Annotated in this window: 18 protein-coding genes; 10 read left to right on the top strand and 8 right to left on the bottom strand. The window is 50.9% G+C overall.

Features of this window, described 5'->3' with window-relative positions:
* Position 1: 1 nt before the first annotated feature.
* Both WKJ03_RS05730 and WKJ03_RS05725 read left to right on the top strand, forming a co-directional pair.
* Positions 2-382 carry an MAPEG family protein gene (locus WKJ03_RS05730; RefSeq protein ID WP_337841211.1) on the top strand — a complete coding sequence of 127 codons (381 nt, stop codon included), beginning with the start codon at positions 2-4 and terminating at the stop codon, positions 380-382.
* Positions 383-1,141, top strand: coding sequence for an alpha/beta hydrolase (locus WKJ03_RS05725; protein WP_337841210.1), 759 nt, complete (start codon positions 383-385; stop codon positions 1,139-1,141).
* Here WKJ03_RS05725 and WKJ03_RS05720 read toward each other — a convergent pair.
* Both WKJ03_RS05720 and tpx read right to left on the bottom strand, forming a co-directional pair.
* The gene (locus WKJ03_RS05720) at positions 1,123-1,599 is read right to left on the bottom strand and encodes an Hsp20 family protein (RefSeq protein ID WP_337841209.1); all 477 of its coding nucleotides are present in this window, start codon (positions 1,597-1,599) and stop codon (positions 1,123-1,125) included. The genes WKJ03_RS05725 and WKJ03_RS05720 overlap by 19 nt on opposite strands.
* A gap of 123 nt (positions 1,600-1,722) precedes the next feature.
* The gene (gene tpx, locus WKJ03_RS05715) at positions 1,723-2,331 is read right to left on the bottom strand and encodes a thiol peroxidase (protein WP_337841208.1); all 609 of its coding nucleotides are present in this window, start codon (positions 2,329-2,331) and stop codon (positions 1,723-1,725) included.
* A gap of 151 nt (positions 2,332-2,482) precedes the next feature.
* On the opposite strand from tpx, the gene WKJ03_RS05710 reads away from it, so the two are divergent.
* Positions 2,483-3,514 (top strand): response regulator, encoded by a 1,032-nt coding sequence (locus WKJ03_RS05710; protein ID WP_337841207.1) that lies wholly within the window; start codon positions 2,483-2,485, stop codon positions 3,512-3,514.
* Positions 3,515-3,519: 5 nt separating this feature from the next.
* On the top strand, positions 3,520-4,482 hold the full coding sequence (locus WKJ03_RS05705; RefSeq protein ID WP_337841206.1) for a sensor domain-containing diguanylate cyclase: 963 nt from the start codon (positions 3,520-3,522) through the stop codon (positions 4,480-4,482).
* 3 nt (positions 4,483-4,485) lie between these two features.
* Here WKJ03_RS05705 and WKJ03_RS05700 read toward each other — a convergent pair whose 3' ends face one another.
* The 4 genes from WKJ03_RS05700 to WKJ03_RS05685 form a co-directional block, all read right to left on the bottom strand.
* Positions 4,486-5,988 (bottom strand): SpoVR family protein, encoded by a 1,503-nt coding sequence (locus tag WKJ03_RS05700; protein ID WP_337841205.1) that lies wholly within the window; start codon positions 5,986-5,988, stop codon positions 4,486-4,488.
* A 50-nt stretch (positions 5,989-6,038) separates the two neighbouring features.
* On the bottom strand, positions 6,039-7,319 hold the full coding sequence (locus tag WKJ03_RS05695) for a YeaH/YhbH family protein (protein ID WP_337841204.1): 1,281 nt from the start codon (positions 7,317-7,319) through the stop codon (positions 6,039-6,041).
* A gap of 21 nt (positions 7,320-7,340) precedes the next feature.
* Positions 7,341-9,263 carry a PrkA family serine protein kinase gene (locus WKJ03_RS05690; protein ID WP_337841203.1) on the bottom strand — a complete coding sequence of 641 codons (1,923 nt, stop codon included), beginning with the start codon at positions 9,261-9,263 and terminating at the stop codon, positions 7,341-7,343.
* Positions 9,264-9,492: 229 nt separating this feature from the next.
* Positions 9,493-10,080 carry a Fe-Mn family superoxide dismutase gene (locus WKJ03_RS05685; protein WP_337841202.1) on the bottom strand — a complete coding sequence of 196 codons (588 nt, stop codon included), beginning with the start codon at positions 10,078-10,080 and terminating at the stop codon, positions 9,493-9,495.
* 197 nt (positions 10,081-10,277) lie between these two features.
* On the opposite strand from WKJ03_RS05685, the gene WKJ03_RS05680 reads away from it, so the two are divergent.
* A complete protein-coding gene (locus WKJ03_RS05680; RefSeq protein WP_337841201.1) occupies positions 10,278-10,625 on the top strand; it encodes a Grx4 family monothiol glutaredoxin in 348 nt (115 codons plus the stop codon).
* 52 nt (positions 10,626-10,677) lie between these two features.
* Here the strand turns inward: WKJ03_RS05680 and rnt are convergent, their stop codons facing one another.
* Complete coding sequence (rnt, locus tag WKJ03_RS05675) at positions 10,678-11,367, bottom strand: ribonuclease T (RefSeq protein WP_337841200.1); 690 nt, start codon at positions 11,365-11,367, stop codon at positions 10,678-10,680.
* Positions 11,368-11,485: 118 nt separating this feature from the next.
* Here rnt and WKJ03_RS05670 point away from each other — a divergent pair, with 118 nt between their 5' ends.
* Positions 11,486-12,352 carry an OmpA family protein gene (locus WKJ03_RS05670; protein WP_337841199.1) on the top strand — a complete coding sequence of 289 codons (867 nt, stop codon included), beginning with the start codon at positions 11,486-11,488 and terminating at the stop codon, positions 12,350-12,352.
* A gap of 57 nt (positions 12,353-12,409) precedes the next feature.
* Here the strand turns inward: WKJ03_RS05670 and mnmC are convergent, their stop codons facing one another.
* Positions 12,410-14,230, bottom strand: coding sequence for a bifunctional tRNA (5-methylaminomethyl-2-thiouridine)(34)-methyltransferase MnmD/FAD-dependent 5-carboxymethylaminomethyl-2-thiouridine(34) oxidoreductase MnmC (gene mnmC / locus WKJ03_RS05665; protein WP_337841198.1), 1,821 nt, complete (start codon positions 14,228-14,230; stop codon positions 12,410-12,412).
* Between the two features lie 156 nt (positions 14,231-14,386).
* Between mnmC and fabB the strand changes: the two genes are divergently transcribed.
* The 4 genes from fabB to WKJ03_RS05645 all read left to right on the top strand — a co-directional run bounded on the left by fabB (position 14,387) and on the right by WKJ03_RS05645 (position 21,051).
* Positions 14,387-15,601: a beta-ketoacyl-ACP synthase I gene (gene fabB, locus WKJ03_RS05660; RefSeq protein WP_337841197.1), complete on the top strand. Its 1,215-nt coding sequence runs from the start codon at positions 14,387-14,389 to the stop codon at positions 15,599-15,601.
* A 182-nt stretch (positions 15,602-15,783) separates the two neighbouring features.
* On the top strand, positions 15,784-16,899 hold the full coding sequence (locus tag WKJ03_RS05655) for a 4-phosphoerythronate dehydrogenase (protein ID WP_337841196.1): 1,116 nt from the start codon (positions 15,784-15,786) through the stop codon (positions 16,897-16,899).
* A 16-nt stretch (positions 16,900-16,915) separates the two neighbouring features.
* Positions 16,916-17,935 (top strand): aspartate-semialdehyde dehydrogenase, encoded by a 1,020-nt coding sequence (locus WKJ03_RS05650; protein WP_337841195.1) that lies wholly within the window; start codon positions 16,916-16,918, stop codon positions 17,933-17,935.
* A 191-nt stretch (positions 17,936-18,126) separates the two neighbouring features.
* Entirely contained in the window at positions 18,127-21,051 is a 2,925-nt protein-coding gene (locus tag WKJ03_RS05645; protein WP_337841194.1) for a FimV/HubP family polar landmark protein, read from the top strand.
* Positions 21,052-21,097 lie beyond the last annotated feature (46 nt).

The raw sequence follows: 21,097 nt of genomic DNA, 5'->3' as shown, positions 1-21,097 counted from the left end.
AATGAGTTTTGCAGTGACCTCGGTTTACGCAGCGGTACTGGCACTAATGTATGTGCTGCTGGCTGCTTTTGTGGTTCGTCAGCGCATGAAATATAAAGTGGGTTTGGGCGATAAAAACCAGCCGCAGCTTTTAAAGGCAATTCGTATTCATGGCAATTTTGCTGAGTATGTACCGTTTTTGCTGGTGCTTTTGGCTCTGCTGGAGGCGCGGGGTTTTGAGCTGTGGCAGCTGCACCTGATTGGTGGCTTGACCTTGGCTGGCCGTGTGCTGCATATGCTGGGTTTGCTGAAGACATCCGGAACCAGTATTTACCGTCTGGTAGGTATGATCCTGACTCTGGCCGCGCTTATCATCGCGGCCCTGCTGTTACTGGTAGGGTAAATGGCGGTTTTACTGTTACACAGTTCGTTGTCCAGTGGCCGGCAGTGGCAGGTGCTGAAACGTCAATGGCCTGACTGTCAGGCGCTAACGCCGGATCTTTTCGGCTATGGTACTGAGCCAGTTGTGCTGCAACGGCCTTTTCAGTTGGCACAGGAGGCTGCACCTTTCGTTTCCTGGTTGTTAGAGCAGCCTGCATCGTCTGTGATCCTGGTTGGCCACAGTTATGGCGGCGCAGTTGCGTTGCATTTGGCCCGTAGTTATCCGCAGCAAATCAAAGCGTTGCTACTATTTGAACCTGTAGCATTCCATCTGCTGGCGCAGCAACAGGACGCCGAAGCACAGCTGTTGTTACAGGAAGTACTGCAGTTAAGTGCACAGATCCCGGCCAGTGATCCGATGCAGGCGGCTGAGCTTTTTGTCGATTATTGGCAATCACCGGGTTACTTTGCTGCGTTGCCGCAGATCATGCGGCAAAAAATGGCGGCTCAGGTCTGGAAGGTGGCTGCAGATTTTGAAGCGCTGATCGCCGAGCCTGCAACACTGCTGCAGTATCAGCGGGCTATTTCATGCCCTGTGCTGCTGATGAGCGGTCAATACAGCCGACGCAGTGCACTGAAAATCACGGAACTGCTGCATGCGGCATTGCCGCAGTCGGTCTGGGTTCAAACAGAAACGGGCCATATGGGGCCCGTTTCACAGCCGGAGTTGGTGAACTCCGGGATACTGAAGTTTTTAGCCGATCAGGCGTTGCTGACCTGAGCCAAAGCCGGAGTGCTGCTGTTCAGCGTAGTACTGCTGCCATTGCTGATGGCAATTTTACGCGGTTTCAGTGCTTCGGGCACTTCGCGCACTAACTCGATATGCAACAAGCCGTTCGCCACAGAGGCCCCCGTTACTTTGATGTAATCCGATAACTGGAACTTACGCTCGAAGTTACGTTCGGCAATGCCTTGATGCAAAAAGCGGCGGCCTTCGGTTTTATCGGCACGCTGGCCTTTCACCAGCAAGGTATTATGTTCGGTTTCGATCGACAGCTCGTCTTCGCCAAAGCCAGCAATCGCCATGGTAATGCGGTACTGATCTTCACCCGTCACTTCAATATTGTAAGGCGGGTAAGCCGGTTGTTTTTCGTTACGCACTGCAGCGTCCATCAGGTTTGCCAGGTGATCAAAACCAATAAATGAACGGTAGAATGGGCTGAAATCTAAGTTGCTCATGACATATTCCTCTTCAGGCAATTTGTTAATTATGCTCTTCAATTGAACGAGCTGGTTACAGGTGCCAAGCTGGCCACCTGTAACCTTTGTATGTCCGGCCAGAGAAATTTCAAGAGGGAAAATTCAGGATTTTTTACCGGCAATTTGTTTCAGCGCGGCCAGACTGTGGGCATAGTCCGGTTCTTTGGCCAGTTCTGGAACCAGCTGTTGATAAGCCAGATTACCTTGGGTGTCGACAATCAATACGGCTCTGGCGAGTATGCCCATGTCTTTGATCAGTAAGCCGTAGTTGCTGCCGAAGTCGCGCCAGACTGCATCAGACAGCACCTGCAGTTGGTCAATTTTTTCCGCCTGGCAATAACGCTTCTGGGCAAATGGCAAGTCCGTTGAAATGGTCAGCATCACCACATTTGGGTCTGCGCTGGCCACTTCCTGATTAAAACGTTTGGTCTGCAGTGAACATATGCCGGTATCCACGCTGGGGACCACACTGATCAACACGGTTTTCCCTTTGAAATCACTCAGTTTTATTTTTTTAAAGTTGTTGTTGACCACTTGAAAATCCGGCGCCTGTTGTTGCAGCTGGACCGGATGGCCCTGCAACTCCACGGCTTTTGTACCCACTTTCACTTCTGACAACCGGACAGGTAAGCTGGCGTTTAAATCGACGGCTTGAGTTCCAGCGCTGAATAAAGCACAAAATGTTATTGTTTTTATCAATCGAATCGTCATTGGTGCAGCTTCCTTGGTTAAATTTGTCACAAATGATAAAATTTTGTAGGTTTTGCTCATTTTTTGTCAGATACTAGAGCCTCTATGACTACTCGCCAAGCAATTGGTTTCTGACTACACTGAAATTAACCAGCCAGACAAAGAGCCTTACATGGTAGCTGCAGTTTTAATCTGTGACGACTCTAACCTTGCCCGTAAACAAATGGCCCGTGTGTTGCCAGCTGAATGGCAAAATCAGTTGCATTTTGCTGGCCACGGCGCTGAAGCCTTGGATATTCTAAAACGCCAGCCCATCGAATTGCTGTTCCTTGACTTAAATATGCCGGTACTGGACGGGTATCAGGTCCTGGCTGCTATTCAGCAGCAAAAACTACAGGTGCGGACCATAGTGGTTTCCGGAGATATTCAGCCTGAGGCCAGGGAGCGGGTGATGGCGTTTGGCGCGCTGGATTTTATCAAAAAACCTGTGGATCAGCATAAACTCCAGCAAGTGCTGGCCAGTTTGCCAGCCCAGCTCAGCCAGCCAGGCCAAACGTCAGAAACGGCGGTTAGTCCCCGCCCCAGAGGGGCATCGTCAGATGCACAACTCTCTGCCGAATTACGGGATGTGTTTCAGGAACTGAGCAATGTGGCGATGGGACAGGCGGGGGATTTACTTGCCCGTTTGTTGAATGTATTTGTCAAATTGCCTATCCCCAATGTCAATCTGATCGAAGTCAGTGAGCTGCATATGGCGCTGGCCTCAGTTGAACAAAAAGAAAGTACCTCAGCCGTGTGTCAGGGTTTTATCGGTGGTGGTGTTGCTGGTGAGGCTCTGCTGATTCTGAATGACTCCAGCTTTAAAGAAATTGCCCGTCTGATGCAGTTTGAAGGCGAGCTGACCACCCAGGTGGAGTTAGAGTTGCTGATGGACATTGCCAATATTTTGATTGGCGCTGTGCTCAAAGGTCTGGCGGAACAAATTGATATGAGTTTCAGCCAGGGCCATCCCGTCGTGTTGGGGCAACATATGCCAGTGGCTGAACTGATCAAAACCAACGCCAGGCGCTGGCGCAAAACGCTGGCTATTGAAATCAGCTATGGCATAGAACATTACGACATTAGCTGTGATTTGTTATTGTTGTTTACCGAAGACAGTCTGAAAACCCTGAATTATAAAGTCGAATTTTTGTTGGAAGAGTAAGCTGTATGTCGCAGATCACTACAGATGTCGCTGAAGTTCATTGGCTGATGGATATGTTCCAGACCGTGGATGTTGGTTTGGTGGTGCTGACCGCCGATTACCGTATTCAGGTGTGGAATGGCTTTATGGAAAACCACAGTGGCCTGACTCCACGTCAGGTGCGGGATCGTTACCTGTTTGATTTATTCTCTGAAATAGATGAAGACTGGCTGCGGCGAAAATGTGACCCGGTGATTTTGCTGAAGAACCGCGCTTTCACCATTTGGGAACAGCGGCCTTATATCTTTAAGTTCCGTAACTACCGGCCTATCACTGGTTCTGCGGAATATATGTATCAGAACTGCACTATTTTCCCATTGACCGATACCCGGGGCGCTGTCACGCATTTATGCATCATTATTTATGATGTAACGGATGTGGCGGTCAGCCGGCTGGAACTGGAGTCGATGAATGGCCAGCTGCGCACCTTATCAAAAACCGATTTTCTGACCGGCCTGCACAACCGCGGCGCCTGGGAAGATGCGCTGATTAATGAATTCCGGCGGACCAAACGCAGTGGTCATCGCAGCACCTTACTGATGGTCGATATAGACCATTTTAAACGGGTCAACGACACCTATGGCCATGCGGCTGGGGATGCCGTGATCAAACAAACGGCGGCAGCGGTGAAGAAAAACCTGCGTTCTACTGATATTGCTGGTCGTTATGGTGGTGAAGAGTTTGCGGTATTACTGGTGGATACATCGGCTGATCAGGCGTTGTTTTTTGCGGAACGACTGCGTAAAAATGTCGAAGCCATGCAGATTGAATTTAATCAGCAATTGCTCAATGTTACAGTCAGCATTGGTATTGGCGAATACAAAGCCGATATGCAGCAGTACAGGGATTGGATAGAGCTGGCCGACAAAGCCTTGTATCAGTCCAAAGCCAGTGGCCGCAACAAGGTGACCATAGCTGGCACAGACTGACGACTAAACCGGGCAACTGCCGAGCAACTGTACCGAGCCATCGTCGTTTTGTTGTTCCAACTGCACATTAAAACCCCAGAGGCGGTGCAGGTGCTTCAGCACCTCCTGAAAGTTTTCTGCCAGCGGCACCCGCCGGTTTGGCACAAAGCGCAGTGTTAACGAGCGGTCACCGCTGATATCTGCAGAATACACCTGGATATTGGGTTCAATTGAGCTCAGGTTGTATTGCGCTGATAAGGTCTGCCTGATTTTCTGATACCCCTCGGCATTGTGGATGGCGGCTATTTCCAGCATATTGTCCTGATCATCGTCGACAATGGCAAACAGATGAAAATCGCGGATCACTTTAGGTGACAGGTACTGGCTGATAAAGCTTTCATCCTTAAAGTTTTGCATCGCGAAATGCAGGGTATCCAGCCAGGGACTGCCAGCAATGTCCGGGAACCATTCTTTATCTTCTGCGGTAGGATGCTCACAGATGCGGCGCAGATCGGTAAACATCGCAAAACCAAGAGCATATGGGTTAATACCCGAGTAGTATTTGCTGTTGTATTCGGGTTGAAATACCACATTGGTATGATTGTGCAGCACTTCGAGCATAAATTTATCGGTCACCAGCCCTTCCTGATACAAATGCTGCAAAATGGTGTAATGCCAGAACGTAGCCCAGCCCTCATTCATTACCTGCGTTTGTTTTTGCGGGTAAAAATACTGGGAAATTTTCCGTACTATCCGTACCACTTCCCGTTGCCAGGGTTTGAGTAAAGGGGCATTTTTTTCGATAAAGTACAGTATGTTTTCCTGAGGTTCTGTCGGGAATCGCAGTTCCGAGGGTTGGGCTGAAGCCGCTTTATTAGGAATGGTGCGCCATAAATCGTTGACCTGGGATTGCAGGTAACTTTCCCGCTCTTGCTGGCGTTTCTGCTCTTCGTCCATGGATATTTTCTGAGGCCTTTTATACCTGTCTACGCCATAGTTCATCAGGGCGTGGCAGGAATCCAGCATATCTTCCACTTCGCTGATGCCGTATTTCTCTTCACACTGGCTCAGGTAGTTTTTGGCAAACATCAGGTAATCAATGATGGACGATGCATCAGTCCAGGTTTTGAACAGGTAATTGTTTTTGAAAAAGGAATTGTGGCCGTAACAGGCATGGGCCATCACCAGTGCCTGCATAGTCACGGTATTTTCTTCCATCAGGTAGGCGATGCAGGGGTTGGAGTTGATCACAATTTCATACGCTAGCCCCATAAAACCACGTTTATAGTTTTGTTCGGTCTGAATAAATTTTTTCCCATAAGACCAGTGGTTATAGCCAATGGGCATACCAACGCTGGAGTAAGCGTCCATCATTTGCTCAGCTGTGATCACCTCGATTTGATTCGGGTAAGTATCCAGTTGGTAAAATTTGGCCACACGCTCTATCTCTGCCTGGTATTGGCTCAGTAGCTCAAAACTCCAATCCGGACCGTCGCTCAATGCTTTGCGTTTTTTGGCTGCGCTCATACAGGATCCTTTTCAATTTATCGCCAAAGTGCCAGAGCGGTCTATTGGGTTCAGGCCGATTGCCGGCTGACACTCTTGCGAAACAACTCTCGGAACACCGGGTAAATATCAGCCTGCTGTCGTATTGGCTGAATGGCAAAATGCTCAAACCGGCTTTGCAGTTTTTCATACTCCAGCCACAGGCTTTGGTGTGGTCTTGGCGTGATCTCTATGTAGGCGTAGTAGCGCACTAAAGGCAATAACTCCCGCGACAGAATTTCCGCACACTGAGGACTGTCATCGGCCCAGTTGTCCCCATCAGAGGCCTGCGCCGCATAAATATTCCACTCAGCTGGATCGTAGCGCTGCTGAATAATGTCACTCATCAGCTTCAGCGCACTGGAGACAATGGTGCCCCCAGTTTCCTGAGAGTAGAAAAACTCCTGTTCATCCACTTCTTTCGCCTGAGTGTGGTGGCGGATATAGACCACATCGACATTTTTGTAGCTGCGGCTCAAAAACAAATACAACAGTATATAAAAGCGTTTGGCCATATCTTTGGTAGCCTGATCCATCGAGCCGGATACATCCATCAGACAAAACATCACGGCTTTACTGGTTGGCTCCGGGCGCTTTTGGTAATTGCGAAAGCGCAGGTCGAAACTGTCGATAAAAGGGACCGCATTGATCCGTTTTTTCAGCTCGTCAGCGTCTTTGTTTAATTGCAACAGCTTTTGTTGATCGGGGACGGGTTCTTGCTCCAGTGCTTCCAACTGGTCTTCAAGCTGACGTAACAGACGTTTTTTCCCGGCCGTCATCGCAACCCGCCGCGCTAATGAGCCTTGTAAAGAGCGAACAATATCAATGTTGGTAGGCACACCGTCAGAGCGGAACCCGGCCCGCACCGTTTTGTATTGCACCAGCTTGTCGAGCTGGTTTTTTTTCAGGTTTGGCAGTTCCAAATCTTCAAATAGCAGGTCGAGGTATTCGTCTTTGGAGATTGAAAACACAAAATCGTCTTCCCCTTCACCATCGGCACTGGCATCGCCCTGGCCAGACCCAGAGCCCTGACCTCCCTGAGGGCGTTTGACTCTGTCGCCCTGGCTGAATTGGTCATTGCCCGGATGCACCCGTTCACGGTGGCCGCCCTGGCCCTGATGAAAAAAGGGTTCACTAATGTCTTTCGCCGGGATCGAAACTTTTTCACCACTGCTGATATCTGTCACACTGCGTTTACTGATAGCGTCGGACACCGCCTGTTTAATCTGTTGCTTGTAGCGGCGGATAAAGCGCTGTCTGTTTACAGCGCTTTTGTTTTTTCCGTTGAGTCGTCTGTCAATAAAATGAGCCATACCACCTCCAGCTCGGATCCGTTATTGGGACTTCCGTACCCGCAGGTACCACTCTGACAACAGCCGGACTTGTTTTTTGGTGTAGCCTTTTTCCATCATCCGATCGACAAAATCATCGTGTTTCTTCTGATCGTCTGTCGAGGTCTTCGCATTAAATGAAATGACCGGAAGCAGCTCCTCCGTGCTGGAAAACATTTTTTTCTCAATCACGGTGCGCAGCTTTTCATAGCTGGTCCAGGTCGGGTTTTTCCCGTTGTTTTTTGCTTTGGCGCGCAGTACAAAGTTGACGATTTCATTGCGAAAATCTTTGGGGTTACTGATGCCAGCTGGTTTCTCAATTTTTTCCAGTTCGGCGTTTAATGCCGCTCTGTCAAACAATTGGCCTGTTTCCGGATCGCGGTATTCCTGATCCTGGATCCAAAAGTCGGCATAAATCACATAACGATCAAAAATGTTCTGACCGTATTCGGAATAAGATTCCAGATAGGCGGTCTGAATTTCCTTGCCGATAAACTCAATGTATTTAGGGATCAGATAGCCTTTTAAATGTTCCAGGTAACGTTCGGCCACATCTGATGGAAACTGCTCGCGCTCAATTTGCTGCTCCAGCACATAAAACAGATGCACCGGGTTAGCGGCGACTTCGGTACTGTCGAAGTTAAATACTCGTGACAGAATTTTAAAGGCAAAACGGGTCGAGAGGCCGGACATGCCTTCATCCACTCCAGCGTAATCCCGGTATTCCTGATAGGACTTGGCTTTTGGATCTGTATCTTTCAGGCTTTCGCCGTCATACACCCGCATTTTTGAGTAGATGCTGGAGTTTTCCGGATTTTTCAGCCGGGATAAGACGGCAAACTGAGCCAATGAGGTCAGAGTGCCCGGCGCACAGGGGGCCGTGGTCAGCTCACTGTGCTCCAGCAGTTTTTCATAAATACGGACTTCCTCGGAGACCCGCAGGCAGTAAGGGACTTTGACGATATAAACCCGGTCTAAAAAGGCTTCGTTGTTTTTGTTGTTGCGAAAGGTCTGCCATTCCGACTCATTGCTATGTGCCAGAATAATGCCTTCAAAAGGCAGCGCAGCGAGCCCTTCAGTGCCATTGTAATTGCCTTCCTGGGTTGCGGTCAGCAACGGGTGCAGCACCTTAATAGGCGCCTTAAACATTTCAACAAATTCCATCAGGCCCTGATTCGCGCGGCACAGTGCTCCGGAATAGCTGTAGGCATCCGGGTCATTCTGCGCAAAGTGCTCCAGTTGGCGGATGTCGACTTTTCCCACCAGAGACGCGATATCCTGGTTGTTTTCATCACCAGGTTCAGTTTTAGCAATGGCGATCTGATCCAGTATGGACGGGTATTTTTTGACGACTTTAAACTGGCTGATATCGCCGTTGAATTCATGCAGACGCTTGCTGGCCCAAGGTGACATGATAGGACGCAGGTAACGTTTTGGGATACCGTATTCCTGCTCCAGGATAGTGCCGTCTTCATTGACGTCAAAAAGGCACAGCGGGCTGTCAAAGACAGGCGAGCCTTTGAGGTAATACACGGGCATTTGCTGCATCAGGGCTTTGAGTTTTTCTGCCAGCGAGGATTTGCCACCACCGACAGGACCGAGCAAATACAAAATTTGTTTGCGCTCTTCCAAGCCTTGCGCTGAATGTTTCAGGTAAGAAACGATTTGTTCTATAGCATCTTCCATTCCGTAAAATTCGGAAAATGCCGGATAGCGGGCAATGACTCTGTTGGAAAACAGCCGGCTGAGTTTAGGATCCTGCGCTGTGTCGGTGAGCTGAGGTTGGCCTATTGCCATCAATAAACGTTCTGCGGCACTGGCGTAACAGCTTTTGTCATTTTTGCACAGCTCCAGAAACTCCTGAATGCTGTATTCTTCTTCGCGGGCAGCCTCGTATCTGGATTTGTAGTGCTCAAAAATACCCATAGCGCACCTCCGGTTTTGGTCTGTAGGGCAACAAAAAAAACGGGGATCTTGCTGTAAGGTTAGACAGGAAAAAACGGCTTCGCTCAACTAATTCACAGAAATTATTGAAAATTTTTTGTATCAGTCCAGTGACACTTTAGGTAGTTATCGCAGCAGTTCCGATTGAAATTTCACTGGCGCCAAAATGCAAAAACCCGGCAAAAGCCGGGTTTGATTCAGGTGGTAAAACTTACTTGGCAAAATTTGCCGCAGCAAATTCCCAGTTGACCAGAGCCCAGAAAGCATTCAGGTAAGTGGGGCGGGCGTTGCGGAAATCAATGTAGTAGGCATGTTCCCACAGGTCGACGGTCAAAACTGGCGTGACGCCTGCTTCTGTGATTGGGGTGCCGGCATTGCTGGTGTTCACAATGTCCAGGCTGCCGTCGGCTTTTTTCACCAGCCAGGTCCAGCTGGAGCCAAAGTTGTTCACTGCACGGTCGTTAAACTCGGTCTGGAACGCAGCGAAAGAACCCCATTTAGCTTTGATGGCATCGCCCAAAGCGCCAGTGGCTTCACCACCACCTTGTGGCGACAGACAGTGCCAGTAAAAGGTATGGTTCCAGATTTGGGCTGCGTTGTTAAACACAGGGCCTTGTTTGGACGCAACAATAATCTCTTCCAGTGATTTACCGGCGTATTCAGTGCCTTCAATCAGACTGTTCAGTTTTACCACATAAGCGTTGTGGTGTTTGCCATGGTGGTAGTCCAGAGTTTCCGGGGAGATATGCGGTAATAAAGCGTCTTTAGCGTAAGGTAATGCTGGTAATTCGAAAGCCATTCTGATTCTCCAAAGGCGTTGTTTATGGGGTCTGCATCGCGTAGACTACAAAACCTGACTAAAATACTCAAGTTCTGCGCGCTGCAGCTTGGTCTGCTTCAACCTTGGTTGGGGCGGAATCTGGAATCTCAAGTGGCAAAATGCAGCACTGTGCGTAAAATGGCAAAAATTTTTCAACCTGTAGTTGTAGAGGCGGATTGATGGAAACCATCGAAAAAATTAAACAGCAGTTAGCTGAGAACCCAATCATTATCTATATGAAAGGTTCACCCAAATTCCCTAGTTGTGGTTTCTCGGCGCAAGCCTCACAAGCACTGATTGCCTGTGGCGAGCCCTTTGCGTTTGTCGATATTCTGCAGCACCCGGATATCCGTGCCGAATTACCCAAGTTTGCCAACTGGCCAACCTTCCCACAGCTGTGGGTGGAAGGTGAATTGGTCGGCGGTTGCGACATTATGCTGGAAATGTTTCAGCGTGGTGAACTGCAGCCGTTAATCAAAGAAACGGCAGCCAAGTACAAACAAGATGAAACGGCGGCAGAATAATTACAGCCGTTGATGAGAAAAGGCAGCCTTGGCTGCCTTTTCTGTTTCTGGCTCAGTCGTCTGCTTCAGCCAACTCGGAGTGGTTTAGCTCCACATCTTCGTCGTCAACTGCCACCAGTGGGGCCGGCCAGCCTCCCAATTGATGCCAGCGGTTGACGATGTAACAGAAGAGTTCGGCCGTACGTTCTGTGTCGTACAAGGCACTGTGCGCTTCTTTATTGTCAAACTCAATGCCGGCTTGCTTACAGGCTTTGGCCAGCACGGTCTGACCTAAAGCCAGAGCGGCCAGTGTGGTGGTGTCAAAAGACACAAAGGCATGAAAAGGGGAGCGTTTCAGTTTCACCCTGTCGATGGCGGCATTTAAAAAACTCTGGTCAAAAGCCGCATTGTGGGCAACTACGACGGCACGCTGACAGCCAGCGTCTTTTTGGGCTTTACGCACCGCTTTGCAAATTTCGGTCAGTGCTTCACGCTCGGAAACGGCACCCCGTAACGGGTTGTAAGGGTCTATGCCATTAAACGCAAGAGAGCTGGCTTCCAGGTTGGCGCCAGCAAAAGGTTCGATGTGAAAGTGCAGTGTTTGCGCCGGTTTCAGCTGACCATCGTCATCCATCGTCAGCATGGTGGCTGCAATTTCCAGCAATGCATCTGTTTTTGCATTAAAGCCTGCCGTTTCGACGTCGATAACTACAGGAAAGTATCCCCGAAAACGTTGTGCTAAGGGATGTAAAGCTTGAGTCATAAAACGCTGGTCCTGTTATGATGAACGGGCATTATGCCAAAGAAATCGGTCAGCGTCTTGTGACAGCATGGTTTAGACTAAGGCTGAAACGGCTAAAATTGCTCTGTTAGGGACCGTTATGCAAAAGACTGTTGTGCTTTTAGGGTGTGCTTTGTTCTCCTTCCAGGTAATGGCTGGACTGCGGCAGTATTCTGCGACGCTTGAACAATCCAGTTGGTCGCTCGCCAGCAACACACCGCTGCAATGTGAATTGCGCCATGACATTCCACGTTTTGGCGCTGCGTTGTTTACCAGTGTGGCAGGGAAAGAATTGAACCTGTCATTTCGCCTCGATATGCTGAAGTTGCCCGATCATTATGGCCTGGCCGAAGTGTTGTCGGTGCCGCCAGTCTGGCGTCCGGGCGAGCAGGCCAAAGCCATTACCTCCATGAAAGTGCTGCGCCAGTTTGATGGGGATTTGGGGAAGGCCGAAAGCTGGACCATGCTGACTGAGCTGGAGCAAGGCTACAGCCCGACCTTCTATTTCAGCGACTGGTATAGCCCTTTTGACCGTATAGCGGCATCGTTGAACCCCATTCGCTTTATGCCGGTCATGGACCAATTTAACCAGTGTGTAAGCCAGCTGCTGCCTTTTAACTTTGACGATATTGCGTTTACAGTGCTGACCTATGAAAGCGGAGGTGACAACCTGACCAAAGCATCAAAGCAGAGGTTGCAGCAAATAGCACAGTATCTGGCGGAAGATAAGAGCATTGAGAGCATCTCCATTCAGGCTTACAGCGACTCCTATGGTGGGCGCTGGATGAACGAGCAGTTGTCGATTAAAAGGGCCAATGCCATCAAGGATATTTTGTTGGGCTTTGGGCTGGAACAAAGCCGTATTGATGTCGAAGGCTTTGGTGAGAAGCGCCATGTGGCATCCAATGAAACCTCCTTGGGGCGGGCCAAAAACCGCAGAGTCGTGATCCAGATGCAGAAGCCTTAAGGTCCGCTGCATCTGTCCTTGTGACCACACACAAACCACTGGGTCTTCAGTGGTTTTTTATTTGGGCTGAAAACGGTCGGGTCTGAGAGCCTTCAGTTGGTGCAGTGACAGCGCAACAGGTTCATTTGACAATAATGCGTTCAGGCTGTTGGCCAAAAGAGGCGCCCAGGTTAAGCCGCGCGCCGCTAGTGCGCCCAATACCCAAATACCTTCAGTTTCGCCCAGCAGTGGCAAATGATCCGGCACTGTGGCTCGCATGCCGGCTTTGGCCGAATGCACCCGCACATCGCTAAACCAGTCAGGTTCAGACAGCACCTGATTGACCAAATTGATATTGTGCTGGTTGTCTTCGTCTTTAAGCTCTGGCTGTGGGCTTTGGCGGTCAAAGGTCGCGCCTACCGAATGCAGGCCCTGGTCCGCCGGGGTGATATAGCCTTTGTGGCAAATCACGGTTTTTAAGCCCTGCATTTTTTCGGATCCAATGTGGCTGACCTGGCCGCGGACTTTACGCTGCGGCAATGCTGCGTCGGGCCAAAGCTCGGTCAATTGTGCGCCGGTGGTCAAAATCAGCTGATCGGCGCTGAAATCCCCTTGGCTGCTCACTGCATTTCCTGCCGTGACAGAACGAACCTGACAATTAAATTCAAAGCGAACGCCCTGACTTTGCAGCCATGCTGTTAACGTCTGGCAAAACTGCTGCGGGCTAAGCCAGCCAGCTTGCGGGAAATACAAGGCAGAAAAGGGCAACTGCAGTCCGGCGATGTCGCTGGCTTCGGTGGCGCTCACGGCCTGGTAGAGGCTGCTGGGACGGCTGGCTATTTTTTGCTGGCGCAGCGCCAATTCATCGTTGCAGGCCAATTGCAGCAGGCCACACCAGCCAGCTGCAAAACCCAGCTCTGGTTGCAGCCTGCGATACCACTGAGTGGCAAATTGAAAGCTTTGGGCACTTAAAGCGGACATCAGACTGTAATCTGCATGCAAATTCGGATACAGAGCCCCTTGGCGATTTTGGCTGGCGCTCTCGCCAGGCCCCTGGTCTGCACAAAGTACAGTGACCTGCCAGCCGGCCCGATGCAGCATAGCCGCGCTGCAAAGACCCGCCAGACCAGCGCCGATAATCAGGGCGCTTTGGGGCAGCGATTGGTCGGCCACCTGAGGTTCTGGGTGGTGAGCCACCAGCATTTCACGCTTACGGCCATAACCCTTTATTTTTTGCACAGCGAAACCTGCAGCGGCAAGGCCCCGTTTCACCAGTCCTGCGCTGGTAAAAGTCGACACTGTGGTGCCAGGCTGGCTTAACCTGAACATGCCCTGAAATAGGCTGTCTTGCCACATATCCGGGTTTTTGCTGGGCGCAAAGCCATCCAGGTACCAGGCGTCCGCTTTATTTTGCAGCGGAATTTGTGGCAGCAGCTCGTTCACGTCGCCCAGCCATAAATCCAGCACCACAGCCCCATTATCCAGCCAGAGCCGCTGTGGGCCAGGAAAAGCCGCTGGGTAAGCGGCAATCAATTCAGCGCTGAGTTCAGCCAGTGCAGGCCAGGCAGCCAGGGCCTGCTGCAAATCTGACTTTTGCAGCGGGTATTTTTCAAAACTGGAAAAATACAGACGTTTGCAACGGCAGCCTTTGGCCCGGGCCTGGCGAAAACGTTGCCAGGTCAGCAGAAAATTCAGCCCGGTGCCAAAGCCGGTTTCAAAAATATGAAAAAAATCTTTAGGGTGAGAAAACCAGCGGGCGGGCAGTTGGTTTTGTTGCAAAAAAACGTAGTCTGTCTCCAGTAAGCCATTGTCATTGGAGAAATACACATCATCGAATAAATCTGAAACCGGCGTGCCTGTTTCGTTGTAATGCAGTTGGGCGTGTTGCAGTTGAGTCATAAAAATCTCTCATGAATTGACGTCATTGTAACTCAGCTGCAATCAAAGCCGATAATAGTGTACAACTGTGCGCTGAAAGCGGACCAGTTTCTGAACGAAACTCCGTACAATGACGACAATTGATTGCAAAGGGCGAAAGCCACGACTGGAGACAACATGAAAAGAGCAGTGATCACAGGGTTAGGTATAGTGTCGAGCATTGGCAACAATCAGCAGGAAGTGCTGGCGTCGTTGCAGCAAGGTCGCTCCGGCATCGCCTTTTCTCAGGAATTCGCTGATATGGGGCTGCGCTCTCAGGTATGGGGGCAGATCAACATCGATACCGCTGCTCTGATTGACCGCAAAGCCCTGCGTTTTATGGGCGATGCGGCCGCTTATGCCTATATTTCAATGCAGCAGGCCATTGAAGATGCGGGCCTGGCGCCTGAGCAGGTGTCGAATATCCGGACTGGTCTGGTGGTGGGCTCAGGTGGCGCTTCGTCAAAAACACAAATTGAGGCCGCAGACACCTTGCGTGAAAAAGGCGTCAAGCGGGTTGGGCCTTATGCAGTGCCTAAGACCATGTCCAGCACCTGCTCAGCCTGTCTGGCGACCCCTTTTGAAATTAAAGGTGTGAATTACTCCATCAGTTCGGCTTGTGCCACCAGTGCGCACTGTATCGGCCATGCATTGGAACTGATCCAACTGGGCAAGCAGGACATTATTTTTGCCGGTGGTGGTGAAGAGGTGCACTGGACTCTGGCGATGGAGTTTGATGCGATGGGCGCGCTGTCGACCAAATACAACGACGACCCAAGCAAAGCATCCCGTACCTACGATGCCGACCGCGATGGTTTTGTGATCAGCGGCGGTGGCGGTATTCTGGTGATTGAAGAGCTGGAACACGCCCTGGCCCGTGGCGCTAAAATTTACGCTGAGATTGTCGGCTATGGTGCAACCTCTGACGGTTACGACATGGTGGCCCCAAGTGGCGAAGGCGCTGTGCGTTGTATGCAAATGGCGATGCAGAGCTTAACCGCGCCTATTGACTACATCAACACCCATGGCACCAGTACGCCAGTCGGCGATGTGAAAGAGCTGGGCGCCATTCAGCAGGTATTTGGCGGTAAGTCGCCAGCCATCAGTGCGACCAAAGCCATGACGGGTCACGCTTTAGGGGCTGCTGGTGTGCATGAAGCTATCTACTCTGTGTTGATGATGGAGCATAACTTTGTCGCGCCTTCCATCAATATCAGCCAACTGGATGAAGCCGCTGCTGGCTTAAACATTGTGACTCAGAGCCGCGAAGCCACACTGAACACTGTGATGTCCAACAGCTTTGGTTTTGGTGGGACCAACGCCACACTGGTATTCAGTAAATACCGGGGCTGAGCTTACACAGCCCTTTCACAAACTGGAAAAGGCGGTGCCGGTGATAAACCTGCACCGTCTTTTTTACTCTCGACAGCCCAACGCAGAAAGGAACGAAAAGATGCTTATTCGGTGGTGCTGCTTATCCTGAGTTCAGGTTATTGAGTACAATGTCGGCCAATGTGTTGCGACAGGTTTTTTTTATGCTGATTTATGCTGATGACAATATGCCTTATGCCCGGGAGTTTTTTTCGCAATTGGGTGAAGTGCGCTTATTCTCCGGGCGCACAGTGCAGCCTCTCCAGTTGCAGGATGCAGAGGTGTTGCTGGTGCGCTCGGTGACCAAAGTCAGTCAGGCTCTGATAACTGCTTGCCCCAAACTTCAGTTTGTAGGCACCGCCACTATAGGTATCGATCATGTCGATGTGGCCGCGCTACAACACCAGGCGGTTGGTTTTAGCAGTGCGCCTGGCTGCAATGCGCAGTCGGTGCTGGAGTATGTGCTGAGCAGCATCTTTATGTTGGCAGAAAAGTACCAGTGGGACTTGTGCAGTAAAACCGTCGGGGTGGTCGGGGTTGGTAATATTGGCCGTTTGGTCGTGCGGGGGTTACAGGCGCTGGGCTTGAAGGTGTTGCAGTGCGATCCGGTGAGGGCTGAGCAAGAGCCGGATTTCCCCCACCTGGATCTGGCGCAGTTACTTCCTCAAGTGGACCTGTTGAGCCTGCATGTCCCTTTGGTCAGGCAAGGGCGTTGGCCAACAGAGCAATTAATCGGCAGCAAGGAACTGAAGCAGTTAAAGGCAAACTGTGCCCTGATCAATGCCTGCCGTGGCGAAGTGGTGAATAACCAGGCCTTGTTGGCGGAGGCTCAGTCCGGTCAGCACAGACCTTTAGTGCTGGATGTCTGGGCTAATGAACCGGATATACTACAAGAACTGGTTCCTTACTGTGATATTGCTACAGCCCATATCGCCGGCCACAGCGTCGAGGGCAAAGCGCGTGGCACCGAAATGTTGTATCAGGCGCTCTGCCAGCAATTAAGGATCCCGCCGCAGTTGACTCTGAAGCAGGTGTTACCCGAACCACAGTTTGCTGAACTGAAAATAAATTCGAATTTTAGCCTTTTAGATGTCCAAAATTTAACCCGGCTGTTATATGATGTGCGCCGGGACGACGCACTGTTCCGGCTGCATCTGCAGCACAAAGGTTTTGACTGGCTCAGAAAGTCATATCCGGCCCGGCGTGAATACAGTTCGCTGCGGCTGACAGGTACTCAGGTACCCACATATTTAAAAGAATTAGGTTTTAGCAGCCAGTAGCAGAGGGGAATATCCAATGGCTCAGCAATACGATATAGCTGTTTTAGGTGCAACAGGTCTGGTAGGTCAACACCTGCTGGACATTCTGGAACAGCGCAATTTTCCGGTAAATAACTTGTACCCCCTGGCCAGCGCGCGCTCCGCCGGTGGCACTGTAACCTTTAAAGGTAAACAGGTAGAAGTGCTGGATGCTGAGACCTTTGACTGGACCAAGGTGCAGATCGGCCTGTTTTCAGCTGGTGGCAGTGTGTCCGCTATGTACGCCCCCCGGGCGGCGGAAGCGGGCTGTGTGGTGATTGATAACACCTCCCACTACCGTTATGAAGCCGATATCCCGCTGGTGGTGCCGGAAGTGAATGCGCACGCTATTGCTGATTACCGCAACCGCAATATTATCGCTAACCCAAATTGTTCAACCATTCAGATGCTGGTGGCGTTAAAGCCTATCCATGATGCTGTGGGGATCAGCCGTATTAATGTTGCAACTTATCAGTCTGTGGCTGGCGCCGGTCAGAAAGGGGTTGAAACCCTGGCTTCTGAAACTGCGCAGCTGCTTAATGGCCGTCCGTTGGAATCCAACGGCAAATTTGCCCGTCAGATTGCTTTTAACGTGATTCCGCAAATTGACGTGATCATGGACAATGGCTACACCAAAGAAGAAATGAAAATGCACTGGGAAACCCAAAAAATTATGGGTGACGACAGCATTGCCGTGAATGCAACCGCGGTGCGGGTACCGGTGTTTTATGGCCATGCGGAAGCTGTGCATATTGAAACCCGTCATCCTATCAGTGTGGAACAGGTGAAAGCTTTATTAGCCAATGCCCCTGGTGTGGTCCTGATGGAAGAGGATGCTGATTATCCGACTCAGGTTGAAAATGCTGCAGGTCAGGATGAGGTGTTTGTCGGTCGTATCCGCAAAGATTATACCCATGAGCATGGTCTGAATCTGTGGGTGGTGGCAGACAATATTCGTAAGGGGGCTGCGACCAACAGTATTCAGATTGCCGAACATCTGATCCGGGATTACCTCTGATCCTGCCTAATGACAAAGGCCCAGACCGGGCCTTTGTTCTTTTTACCACTAGTTCCTGATTCAAGCCCCTGAAAAATCTGCCGATAATCCAGAACATAAGCATGGCTTAGGCCAGTTAACTGGTTTAGTATTTTGTTGTGGAACAATGTTTGCAGGACAAAATGTCCAATCGGAGCCTTAAGGGATCATCAATGCGTTTAGTCGGGCTGTTTATTCTGTTTTTTTGTCTGGTCTCTGGCGCGGCCGCCCAGGTCGAGACACCGGTGCGGCTCAAAGGCCCCAAAAACATGGAAAACCCTGTACGCAGCAGGGTTGGGCCCCTGACAGCCAACGATACGCTCTGGCGTATTGCCGAAGAGGTGCGGCCTCATCCTGGTCTGAATATGTACCAGGTGATGTATGCCATCTTTAAGAAAAATCCCGATGCTTTCCTGGATGACAACTTTAATCACCTGAATCATGGCTCCTTTCTGAGTATCCCAACCATTGACGAAATTTTGGCGGTGGACGCCGTTCAGGCGCAGCGAAAATCAGAAGAAGATGACAGGATCTGGGCACAGCGTGTGCGTGCTGCGGCTGCAGCCAAAGTGCAGGAAGGTCTGGTCACAGCCCGGCAGCAGGATGTGGACAAGGCGCGCGATGAAATAAAAACTGAGCTGAGTCGGGTGGAGGAGCTGCAAAAACAGCAGTTGGTCGAGCTGCAGAAAAAACTGGCAGAGTCCAATGCTACGGTTGAAACCGTGCTGACCGACAATACGGCCCTGAAGGAAAAACTCGACACCCTGACAGAGCAACTGCTGAAGGTGCAGTCACAAGTCGATAAAGACAGCGAAATTCAGAAGCAACTGGAAATGCTGGTGCAACAGCAAACCGAGATGCTGGAACAACAAAGAGCCCAGATCGCCCGTGAACAGGAAGGGTTTAATTTTGCCCGCTGGTGGCAAAAAGTGTCCGACAGTGGTTTGAGTTGGGTATTGATCGGTACCTTGCCTGTGTTGGTGGTATTAACGCTGGTGCTCGGTTGGTTAAAGCGTCGGACCCGCCATACCGAAGATGTAGTGACCGCAGCGACTGCGGTGCCACAGCAGGACCCTCATTACAAATCGCCACTCCCTCCGCTGGATGACAGCCTGGACTTTGATGAAAGCAGCCTGATGACTCTGGACGAGTCTCTGCTTGGCAATTCGGCCAAATCCGGTGTCCGGCTGGATGATGACCCACTGGATTTGTCCGATGATCTGCTGGGTTCAGCCAAGGGATCATCCTTTAATGATGTGCTGCTCGATGATGACGAGCTGCTCGATACCAAAGATTTATTAAGCAGCAGTAACCTGGATGACGAGTTGCTGGATGACTTATTGGACGAAGCTACACCTGAAGCGTCAGGCGGCCGTGCAGATTTCGATCCCGACAATATTCTCTCCGGTACAGACTTAAGTTCCTTGCTGGAAGACGACAGTCTGGATGAATCGGCCGATGACATTTTTGCGCAGGCTGTGGCGGAGCAACTGGCCACTGAAGAAAAACAAAAAGCAGCGCAGAGCACTGAGGAGCCTCCGGCGGATGACGAGCTGATTGAAGAAATTGAACTGGATGATCTGGAGCCTGAAGAGGTCAGTAGTCCGCCACTTCAACCGGACGAGGTGGAAGAAGTTGACTTTGATTCTCTGCTGGAAGAACTGCAGGCCGAACCACCGTTGGTGATTGATGAAGTCGGGCCTGAACTGGTGCTGGCAGAGGAACTGGAACTGGCCGCGGGGTCCGAAACTGACGAATTATTGTCTGAAAGTACCCAGTTTGACAGCACTGAACTGGACGAATTTGCCGAATCGCTGGTGGATGAAGAGCTGACAGCCGATTGGCCTGAGGAAGCGCAAATTGACGATGAAGCTGTGTCACTGGAGCCGTCAGACACTGAATTTCTGACAGGGCAGATGGACGCTGCAGAAGCCGGGTTGTCAGTCAGCGAGGCTGCGCTGCAAAATGAATCGGACTATGACACGGATATAAGCGCGCTGACCGATTTGCAGTCAGCGCAGGAGCCGGCCACTGAAGTCGCCTCTGAGAATGCGCCTGATGCCATAGGTGCAGATCTGGAAAACTCGGGTAGTGGCAGCCTTGAATTTGACGAGGATGATTACCCCTTAACGCCGGACGATGTTGCGTTACTGCTTAATGACGAAGAACGCGCATCCACTGAGATGCCAACACAGTTTCATGCCGACCATCAGGAGCTGACGGACCGGGTGGATGGCAGCGACGAGCTGTTAAACGACAGCTTGGCGGCAGATGATTTACTGTCTGAAGATGAAAGCCAAAGCTGGCAGGAGTTGTCTGAAAGCCTGAGCGATGAAGTGGCTGTAGCGCCAATGCCGGATTTGGACGGTTCTGAAGACGCGACGGTCAGTCGGGTGTCTGAGGCCGCATTGTCAGTAGAGAAACCCAGTCAGGTATTGGAGCAATACCCGGAGCTGGAACTGGGAGATGACTTTGTTGAAGAGCAGGACGAAGAGCTGCAGACTGAATCGGATTTTTTGCCAGGGGCTGAACTGGATCCGGTATCTGAGTCTGATGATGTAACCGATGCTGAGTCCGAACCTGAGCTGCCTGTTGCCCCGCAGAATGAGCTGGATGAACTGGAAAACCTTGATTTTGATCAGTTGTTGGCCGATGTCAGTCAACCAGACCCACAACTTGACGAGCCGCAGGATGAAGATACAGCTGCGGCAGTGTTAGCTGAGTTAGAGCTGGCTACCGCTGCAGAAGCCAGCAGCTTAAGCGGCGATCTGGTCGATGTGGATCAAAGCTTGCTGGAGCTGGACAGTCTGTTGCAAGAGTCAGATGATACAGAGGACGTCACTGAGGGCGCTCCGGCGTCGCTGAGCGTCGATGTTGGGCTTGAAGACTACAAAGAGTTTATTGCCGGACAGCAGGAGAGCGAAGTTGACCCGATGGAACAGATTTATGGGGCGGACCTGGATCTGATCCGTGCTTACCTGGAAATTGGTGAGCAGGAAGGCGCTGAGCAACTGATCGACAGGTTGCTGGCCGCAGACGGGCTGCCGGAAGGTGTTCGGGCTGAAGTGGTGAAACTGCAACAGCAACTGGAGTCGTAATTTTCTGTTCTGGTCCGGGTCTGACGCAGGTATACTTGCGGCCCGA

This window comes from Rheinheimera sp. (genome assembly GCF_037442525.1).
Taxonomy (GTDB): Bacteria; Pseudomonadota; Gammaproteobacteria; order Enterobacterales; family Alteromonadaceae; genus Pararheinheimera.
This window is presented reverse-complemented; position numbering and strand designations above follow the sequence as displayed.

What these genes read in the sequence shown, in the direction of transcription:
- WKJ03_RS05730 (WP_337841211.1), top strand. Translation starts at nt 2, where the DNA reads ATGAGTTTTGCAGTGACCTCGGTTTACGCAGCGGTACTGGCACTAATG.
- WKJ03_RS05725 (WP_337841210.1), top strand. Translation starts at nt 383, where the DNA reads ATGGCGGTTTTACTGTTACACAGTTCGTTGTCCAGTGGCCGGCAGTGG.
- WKJ03_RS05720 (WP_337841209.1), bottom strand. Translation starts at nt 1,599, where the DNA reads ATGAGCAACTTAGATTTCAGCCCATTCTACCGTTCATTTATTGGTTTT.
- tpx (WP_337841208.1), bottom strand. Translation starts at nt 2,331, where the DNA reads ATGACGATTCGATTGATAAAAACAATAACATTTTGTGCTTTATTCAGC.
- WKJ03_RS05710 (WP_337841207.1), top strand. Translation starts at nt 2,483, where the DNA reads ATGGTAGCTGCAGTTTTAATCTGTGACGACTCTAACCTTGCCCGTAAA.
- WKJ03_RS05705 (WP_337841206.1), top strand. Translation starts at nt 3,520, where the DNA reads ATGTCGCAGATCACTACAGATGTCGCTGAAGTTCATTGGCTGATGGAT.
- WKJ03_RS05700 (WP_337841205.1), bottom strand. Translation starts at nt 5,988, where the DNA reads ATGAGCGCAGCCAAAAAACGCAAAGCATTGAGCGACGGTCCGGATTGG.
- WKJ03_RS05695 (WP_337841204.1), bottom strand. Translation starts at nt 7,319, where the DNA reads ATGGCTCATTTTATTGACAGACGACTCAACGGAAAAAACAAAAGCGCT.
- WKJ03_RS05690 (WP_337841203.1), bottom strand. Translation starts at nt 9,263, where the DNA reads ATGGGTATTTTTGAGCACTACAAATCCAGATACGAGGCTGCCCGCGAA.
- WKJ03_RS05685 (WP_337841202.1), bottom strand. Translation starts at nt 10,080, where the DNA reads ATGGCTTTCGAATTACCAGCATTACCTTACGCTAAAGACGCTTTATTA.
- rnt (WP_337841200.1), bottom strand. Translation starts at nt 11,367, where the DNA reads ATGACTCAAGCTTTACATCCCTTAGCACAACGTTTTCGGGGATACTTT.
- WKJ03_RS05670 (WP_337841199.1), top strand. Translation starts at nt 11,486, where the DNA reads ATGCAAAAGACTGTTGTGCTTTTAGGGTGTGCTTTGTTCTCCTTCCAG.
- mnmC (WP_337841198.1), bottom strand. Translation starts at nt 14,230, where the DNA reads ATGACTCAACTGCAACACGCCCAACTGCATTACAACGAAACAGGCACG.
- fabB (WP_337841197.1), top strand. Translation starts at nt 14,387, where the DNA reads ATGAAAAGAGCAGTGATCACAGGGTTAGGTATAGTGTCGAGCATTGGC.
- WKJ03_RS05655 (WP_337841196.1), top strand. Translation starts at nt 15,784, where the DNA reads ATGCTGATTTATGCTGATGACAATATGCCTTATGCCCGGGAGTTTTTT.
- WKJ03_RS05650 (WP_337841195.1), top strand. Translation starts at nt 16,916, where the DNA reads ATGGCTCAGCAATACGATATAGCTGTTTTAGGTGCAACAGGTCTGGTA.
- WKJ03_RS05645 (WP_337841194.1), top strand. Translation starts at nt 18,127, where the DNA reads ATGCGTTTAGTCGGGCTGTTTATTCTGTTTTTTTGTCTGGTCTCTGGC.